The organism is Stenotrophomonas sp. STEN022 (genome assembly GCF_056760155.1).
In genome coordinates this window covers 20,026-27,011 of sequence record NZ_JBRREG010000069.1, presented here as the reverse complement: position 1 = coordinate 27,011, position 6,986 = coordinate 20,026, and the positions used below count along the sequence as shown (strand labels likewise).

8 protein-coding genes are annotated in these 6,986 nt (G+C 62.6%); all 8 read right to left on the bottom strand.

The window, feature by feature from the left end; all coding sequences use genetic code 11:
• Positions 1 to 182 precede the first annotated feature (182 nt).
• A complete protein-coding gene (locus ACVOMF_RS14530; protein WP_481509905.1) occupies positions 183 to 1,550 on the bottom strand; it encodes a class II 3-deoxy-7-phosphoheptulonate synthase in 1,368 nt (455 codons plus the stop codon).
• A 28-nt stretch (positions 1,551 to 1,578) separates the two neighbouring features.
• Positions 1,579 to 2,094: a disulfide bond formation protein B gene (locus tag ACVOMF_RS14525; protein WP_481509904.1), complete on the bottom strand. Its 516-nt coding sequence runs from the start codon at positions 2,092 to 2,094 to the stop codon at positions 1,579 to 1,581.
• Between the two features lie 145 nt (positions 2,095 to 2,239).
• Positions 2,240 to 2,626: a 50S ribosomal protein L17 gene (gene rplQ, locus ACVOMF_RS14520; protein ID WP_481509903.1), complete on the bottom strand. Its 387-nt coding sequence runs from the start codon at positions 2,624 to 2,626 to the stop codon at positions 2,240 to 2,242.
• A gap of 194 nt (positions 2,627 to 2,820) precedes the next feature.
• A complete protein-coding gene (locus tag ACVOMF_RS14515; RefSeq protein WP_062169013.1) occupies positions 2,821 to 3,819 on the bottom strand; it encodes a DNA-directed RNA polymerase subunit alpha in 999 nt (332 codons plus the stop codon).
• 54 nt (positions 3,820 to 3,873) lie between these two features.
• On the bottom strand, positions 3,874 to 4,503 hold the full coding sequence (gene rpsD / locus ACVOMF_RS14510) for a 30S ribosomal protein S4 (protein ID WP_057633112.1): 630 nt from the start codon (positions 4,501 to 4,503) through the stop codon (positions 3,874 to 3,876).
• A gap of 14 nt (positions 4,504 to 4,517) precedes the next feature.
• On the bottom strand, positions 4,518 to 4,910 hold the full coding sequence (gene rpsK, locus ACVOMF_RS14505; protein ID WP_057629606.1) for a 30S ribosomal protein S11: 393 nt from the start codon (positions 4,908 to 4,910) through the stop codon (positions 4,518 to 4,520).
• A 12-nt stretch (positions 4,911 to 4,922) separates the two neighbouring features.
• On the bottom strand, positions 4,923 to 5,279 hold the full coding sequence (gene rpsM, locus ACVOMF_RS14500; RefSeq protein WP_057633111.1) for a 30S ribosomal protein S13: 357 nt from the start codon (positions 5,277 to 5,279) through the stop codon (positions 4,923 to 4,925).
• Positions 5,280 to 5,626: 347 nt separating this feature from the next.
• A complete protein-coding gene (gene secY / locus ACVOMF_RS14495; RefSeq protein WP_282270254.1) occupies positions 5,627 to 6,982 on the bottom strand; it encodes a preprotein translocase subunit SecY in 1,356 nt (451 codons plus the stop codon).
• Positions 6,983 to 6,986: the final 4 nt, after the last annotated feature.

Below are 6,986 nucleotides of genomic sequence, written 5' to 3'. Positions count from 1 at the left end.
CGGCCCGCGCAGCCCCCCCCCTCCATCCGCCATTCCACCCCCCCCGCGCCCCCCGCCCCCCCCCCCCCCCCCCCCCCCCCCCCCCCCCCCCCCCCCCCCCCCCCCCCCCCCCCCCCCCCCACTACAGGTTCGGATTTACCGGGAATGCCCTTGCCGAGCGTGGCTCGGCACTACATTCACAATCAGCCCTGCTTGCGGACGATGGCCATGGCGATCTCCAACGACTGCTCGTAGTTCAGCCGCGGGTCGACACTGGAACGGTAGGCACGCTCCAGATCGCGCTCGGTGAGCTCGCGGGCGCCTCCGGTGCACTCGGTGACATCCTCGCCAGTCAACTCCAGGTGCACGCCGCCCAGACGCGTACCGGCCGCTGCGTGCAGGTCGAAGGACAGCTCGACCTCGCTGCGGATGTTGTCAAACCGCCGGGTCTTGTAACCGTTGCTGGTGCTCTCGGTATTGCCGTGCATCGCGTCGCAGACCCACAGCACGCGGCGGCCATCGCGCTTGATCGCATCCAGCAGCGGCGGCAACTTGTCGGCGATCTGGTTCGCGCCCATGCGGTGGATGAAGCTCAGGCGGCCCGGTTCGTCATCCGGGTTCAACACGTCGATCAAGCGCAGCAGCTGATCCGGCTGTACCGACGGCCCCACCTTGATCGCGATCGGATTACGCACGCCGCGCAGGTACTCCACGTGGGCGCCATCCAGCGCCGCGGTGCGCATGCCGATCCACGGGTAATGCGTGCTCAGGTTGAACCAGCCGCTCTGGCGCGGCACCTGCCTGGTCAGCGCCTGCTCGTACGGCAGCAGCAAGGCCTCATGCGAGGTGTAGAAATCCACGCGGTTGAGGTTGTGCACCTGTGAGCCCGACAAGGTCTCCATGAAGCGCACCGCATCACCGATCGAGGCGACCATCTCCTGGTACTCCTCGGCTAGCGGCGAGCAGCGCATCCACGCCAGGTTCCAGTACTCGGGGTGGTGCAGGTCGGCAAAGCCGCCATCGATCAGCGCACGCACGAAGTTCATCGTCAGCGCCGAGCGCGAATGCGCGGTGATCATCCGCTGCGGATCAGGCACGCGCGCGGCCTCGGTGAACGCCGGCGCATTGATCACGTCGCCGCGGTAGCTGGGCAAGGTCACCCCGTCGCGGGTTTCGGTATCGGCCGAGCGCGGTTTGGCGTACTGGCCGGCAAAGCGGCCAACGCGGATCACCGGCATGCGCAGGCCATGCACCATCACCAGGCTCATCTGCAGCAGCACCTTGAGCCGGTTGGAGATCGTGCCCGATTCGCAGTCGACGAAGTTCTCGGCGCAGTCACCGCCCTGCAGCAGGAAACGCTTGCCCTCCTGTGCCTCGGCCAGCTGCTGCTTGAGCGCGAAGATCTCCCACGAGGTCACCAGCGGCGGCAATTGCCGCAGCTCGCTCAACGCGGCCTCCAGCGCCTGCGGATCGGGGTACGTCGGCATCTGCAGCGCGGGCTTGCCACGCCAGCTATCCGGCGCCCAACTACTGGCGGTGGCGACGGATGACGGGGAGGAGGAAGCGTTCATGCAGATACCAGTTGAATAAGTGAAAGAGTCAGATCAAACGTTTTTTACGTGTGCGCAGGCCGGCATACAGGGCCCAACCCGCAAGCAGTACAAACCACACCAGGCTCCACATCGGCATGCTCAGGCCGAGGAAGGTCCAGTCGATGTTGCCGCAGTCACCAGTACCGGTCAGCACGGTGCGGAACACTTCGAACGGACCCATGGTTTCGGCGAGGAAGCTCAACGGTGGGCCGCAGCTGCTGCCCAGGTCCTTCGGCAACAACTGCACGTAGACATGGCGCCCGGCGATGCCAATGCCCACCACGGCCGCCAGGAAGGTCAACACGCCATAGCCGGCGCGCCCGCCGCGGCTGGACGGCCCGTGCAGTGCACCGAGCAGGAACAGCACCCCGACGGCGGCAAATGCGATGCGCTGGTAGATGCACAGCGGACACGGCTCCAGCCCCATCTGGATCTGCATGTAGATCGCAAAGGCGAGCAGGCCAGCACAGGTCAAAAAGCCCAGCAGGCACTGCGCGCGGAAACTCCAACGCAAAGGGTTCATCGCAACTTTCCGGAGTGAACAATGCAACAAGAGTAACAGGCCCTCCGCGCGCGATCAGCAGTGATGGCAGCTGTAACCACATGAACAAAAAAGCCCGGCATAGGCCGGGCTTCTCCTGCATCCGTCGATGGACGGAAGCGTGCGATTACTCGCCGACTTCTTCCGCAACGGCGACCGGACGGTCAACCAGTTCAACGTAAGCCATCGGAGCGTTGTCGCCAGCGCGGAAGCCGCACTTCAGCAGGCGCAGGTAGCCGCCCGGACGGTTGGCGTAGCGCGGGCCCAGGATGGTGAACAGGATGCCTACGGCTTCCTTGTCACGCAGGCGGGCGAACGCCAGACGACGGTTGGCAACCGAATCAACCTTGGCCAGGGTGATCAGCGGCTCGGCAACGCGGCGCAGTTCCTTGGCCTTCGGCAGGGTGGTCTTGATCAGCTGGTGCTTGAACAGCGACGCAGCCATGTTCTTGAACATTGCTTCGCGGTGGGCGCTGGTGCGGTTGAACTTGCGGCCCGACTTCATGTGACGCATGGGTTTATTCCTTGGTTAATGGTGAGACGTTGGACATCGTTGTCGCCATCCTGGCGTTGAAAGTGGACTGCGGATGGTCCTGGTCACCCGTCCTGGACGACCGGCATTGCGGCGTTGTTTAACCGTCAATGCGGGTACTGCTGAAACAATATTCCCCCGCATGGTCACCCATGCGGGGGAACAGGTATTGCTTATCAGCCGAGCATGCCGTGAGCGGCGACACCGGCCGGCGGCCAGTTCTCCAGCTTCATGCCAAGCGACAGACCGCGCTGGGCCAGCACTTCCTTGATCTCGGTCAGCGACTTCTTGCCGAGGTTCGGGGTCTTGAGCAGTTCAACTTCGGTCTTCTGGATCAGATCGCCGATGTAGTAGATGCTCTCAGCCTTGAGGCAGTTGGCCGAACGCACGGTCAATTCCAGGTCGTCGATCGGGCGCAGCAGCACCGGATCCACGCCGTTGTTGGCCGGCTTGGCTGCACCGCGGTCGCGGTGGGTGAAATCACCGAACACCGACAGCTGATCGCTGAGGATGTCGGCCGCGGTGCGGACAGCTTCCTCGGCATCGATCGTGCCGTTGGTTTCGATATCAATGACCAGCTTGTCCAGGTCGGTACGCTGTTCGACGCGAGCGGCTTCCACCGCATAAGCGACGCGGCGGACCGGCGAGAACGAAGCGTCCAGCACCAGACGACCAATCGCACGCGATTCTTCGTCCGGACGACGACGCGCAGCAGCCGGCTGGTAGCCGAAGCCACGCTCGACCTTCAGACGCATGTTGATCGCAGTGTCCTTGGTCAGGTTGCAGATCACATGGTCGCCGTTGATCACTTCGACGTTATGGTCAACCTTGATGTCGGCAGCGGTGACAACACCCGGACCCTGCTTGGACAGGGAAACAGTGGCGCTGTCGCCGGTGTGCATACGGATCGCCACGTCCTTCAGGTTCAGCAGGACGTCAAGCACGTCTTCCTGCAGGCCTTCCAGAGTGGTGTACTCGTGCAACACGCCGTCGATCTCGACTTCGGTAATGGCGAAGCCCGGGATGGACGACAGCAGCACGCGACGCAGGGCGTTGCCCAGCGTATGCCCGTAACCACGCTCCAAAGGCTCGATCACGACCTTGGCGCGGGTCTCGGTAAGGCGTTCGATCTGCGGACCGCGAGGACGCAGAACCTGGTTTGCGGTAACCGTCATGTTGCGGGTTCTCCTGCGAACCTCCGGTGCAACCCGGAGGTTCTCCATTGTGAATTACTTCGAATACAACTCGACGATCAGCGCTTCGTTGATATCCGCAGGCAGGTCCGCACGATCCGGCACAGCCTTGAAGACGCCGCTGAACTTCTTCGAATCGACTTCGACCCACGACGGGCTGAGGTCGTGCTGCTCGGCAACGACCAGGGCTTCCTGGACGCGCAGCTGCTTGGCAGCCTTCTCGGACAGCGCAATTGCGTCGCCGGCCTTGACCTGGTACGAAGCCAGGTTCACCGACTTGCCGTTGACCGTGACACCGCGGTGCGAGACCAGCTGACGGGCAGCCGGACGGGTCACTGCGAAGCCCATGCGGTAGACGACGTTGTCCAGACGGGTTTCCAACAACTGCAGCAGGTTCTCGCCGGTGTTGCCCTTCTTGGTCGAGGCCTTCTTGTAGTAGTTGCGGAACTGACGCTCCAGCAGACCGTAGATACGCTTGACCTTCTGCTTTTCGCGCAGCTGGGTAGCGTAGTCGGACAGCTTGCCCTTACGGGCAGTGGCGCCGTGCTGGCCGGGCTTCTGCTCCAGCTTGCACTTGGAATCCAACGCGCGGGCCGGGCTCTTCAGGGAGAGGTCGGCGCCTTCGCGGCGGGCGAGCTTACAGGTAGGACCGATATAACGAGCCATTTTTTATCGCTCCTTTAGACGCGACGCTTCTTCGGCGGACGGCACCCGTTGTGCGGGATTGGCGTCACGTCGATGATGTTGGTGATCTTGTAGCCGACGTTGTTCAACGAACGTACGGCCGACTCACGGCCCGGACCCGGACCCTTGATGCGGACTTCCAGCGACTTCAGGCCGTAATCCAGCGCAGCCTTGCCAGCCTTTTCGGCGGCAACCTGAGCGGCGAACGGAGTCGACTTACGCGAACCACGGAAGCCAGCGCCACCGGAGGTCGCCCAGGACAGTGCATTGCCCTGACGGTCGGTGATGGTCACGATGGTGTTGTTGAACGAAGCGTGGACGTGGGCAACGCCATCAGTGATGACGCGCTTGATCTTCTTCTTGGTTTTTGCAGCAGCGGGCTTAGCCATTTCTTAGGTCCCTTACTTCCTGATCGCCTTGCGCGGACCCTTACGGGTGCGGGCGTTGGTACGGGTACGCTGGCCACGCAGCGGCAGGCCGCGACGGTGACGCAGGCCGCGGTAGCAGCCCAGGTCCATCAGACGCTTGATTGCGATACCGATTTCGCGGCGCAGATCGCCTTCGACAATGTACTTGCCGACTTCGAGACGCAGACGCTCGATTTCCGGCTCCGACAAATCGCGGATCTTGGTGGTCGAAGCAACGCCTGCGACTTCGCAGACCTTCTTCGAACGGGTACGGCCGATGCCGTAAATGCTTTGCAACCCGACCCAGACATGCTTCTGGGCTGGCAGGTTGACGCCTGCAATACGCGCCATGACGCGGTTCTCCAGCTGAGTGATGGCCGAATACGCACCATGAGGCGCGCCAATCCGGCAGGATGGATCAAAAATGTGAACTAGCGATACTAACAAGGCTTCGGTTTGCTTGGAAGCCCGTGGAACATACAGTTCCACAAGCCCGGCGTGGGGAGTGTGCCCATGCTCCGGCGCCGGATGTGCCTGGCAAGGAGAGAGGTCTCCAAGCCGCCCGCGCTACTCCCGCGCGGAACAACCACATCACACCCCCACCCGAAACCGCTGCAGGGGCCGCCCTTCTGTTTGGAAAACCGCCCCGGGAACCGGAGCGGGTTTCTCGCTATGAAGCGGAAAGTATAACCGGTGAATCAGCCGCGTGCAAAACCGCCGCGGTTGCCGCCCTTCAGGTTGGCCTTCTTCAACAGGCTCTCGTACTGGTGCGACATCAGATGTGCCTGGACCTGCGCGATAAAGTCCATCACCACCACCACCACGATCAGCAGCGAGGTGCCGCCGAAGTAAAAAGAGGCATTGAGCTGGGTACGCATGATTTCCGGCAGCAGGCAGACGATCACCAGGTACAGCGAGCCAGCAGCCGTCAGACGGGTCAGCACGGCATCGATGTAATCGGCGGTAGCCTTGCCCGGACGAATACCCGGAATCAGCGCGCCCGACTTCTTCAGGTTGTCAGCGGTTTCCTGCGAGTTGAACACCAGCGCGGTGTAAAAGAACGCAAAACCGGTGATCAGCGCAGCGAACACGATCATGTGCAGCGGCTCGCCCGGGCCCAGCGCGTTTGCCACCTTCTGCAGCCACGTGGCCGAGCTGGCCTGACCGGACCACATCGCCAGCGTTGCCGGGAAGGCAAGGATGCTGGAGGCGAAGATCGCCGGGATAACGCCCGCCATGTTGAGCTTCAGCGGCAGGAACGAGGTCTGGTTCATATAGGCATTACGGCCACCCTGACGGCGGGCGTAATTGACCGTGATACGACGCTGACCGCGCTCCACGAACACCACGAAGTAGGTGAAAGCCAGCACCACCAGCACGATGATCAGCAACGAGATGAAGCTCATGTTGCCGTCACGGTAGGCTTCGACGGTATGGATCACAGCAGCCGGCAAGCCAGCCACGATGCCTGCGAAGATGATCAGCGACACACCGTTGCCGATGCCACGCTCCGTCACCTGCTCACCCACCCACATCAGGAAAATGGTGCCTGCAGTGAGCGCGATGATCGCGGTCAACACGAAGCCCATGCCCGGGGCGTACACCACCGGTGCACCGCCCGGCGACACCTGGTTCTGCAGTGCCAGCGCGATACTGCCGCCCTGCACTACCGCCAGGAGCACCGCGCCGATGCGCGAATACTGGGTGATCTTGCGACGACCCGACTCACCTTCCTTCTGCATGGCCTTCAGGGCCGGGAAGATGTGGACCGCCAGCTGCATCACGATGGATGCCGAGATATACGGCATCACGTTCAACGCGAAGATACTGAAACGGTGCAGGGCGCCGCCCGAGAACATGTTGAACATGTCCACGATGCCGCCGCCCTGCGCCTGCATCAGCGCAAGCATGGCCTCGGGATTGACGCCCGGCACCGGCACATAACAGCCGATGCGATAGACGAGCAATGCCCCAAGTACGAACAGAAGGCGTTGGCGAAGTTCAGTGAACTTGCCCGCCCCTGCCGCGAGGTTACCGATGCCAGCTTGCGCCATGTTC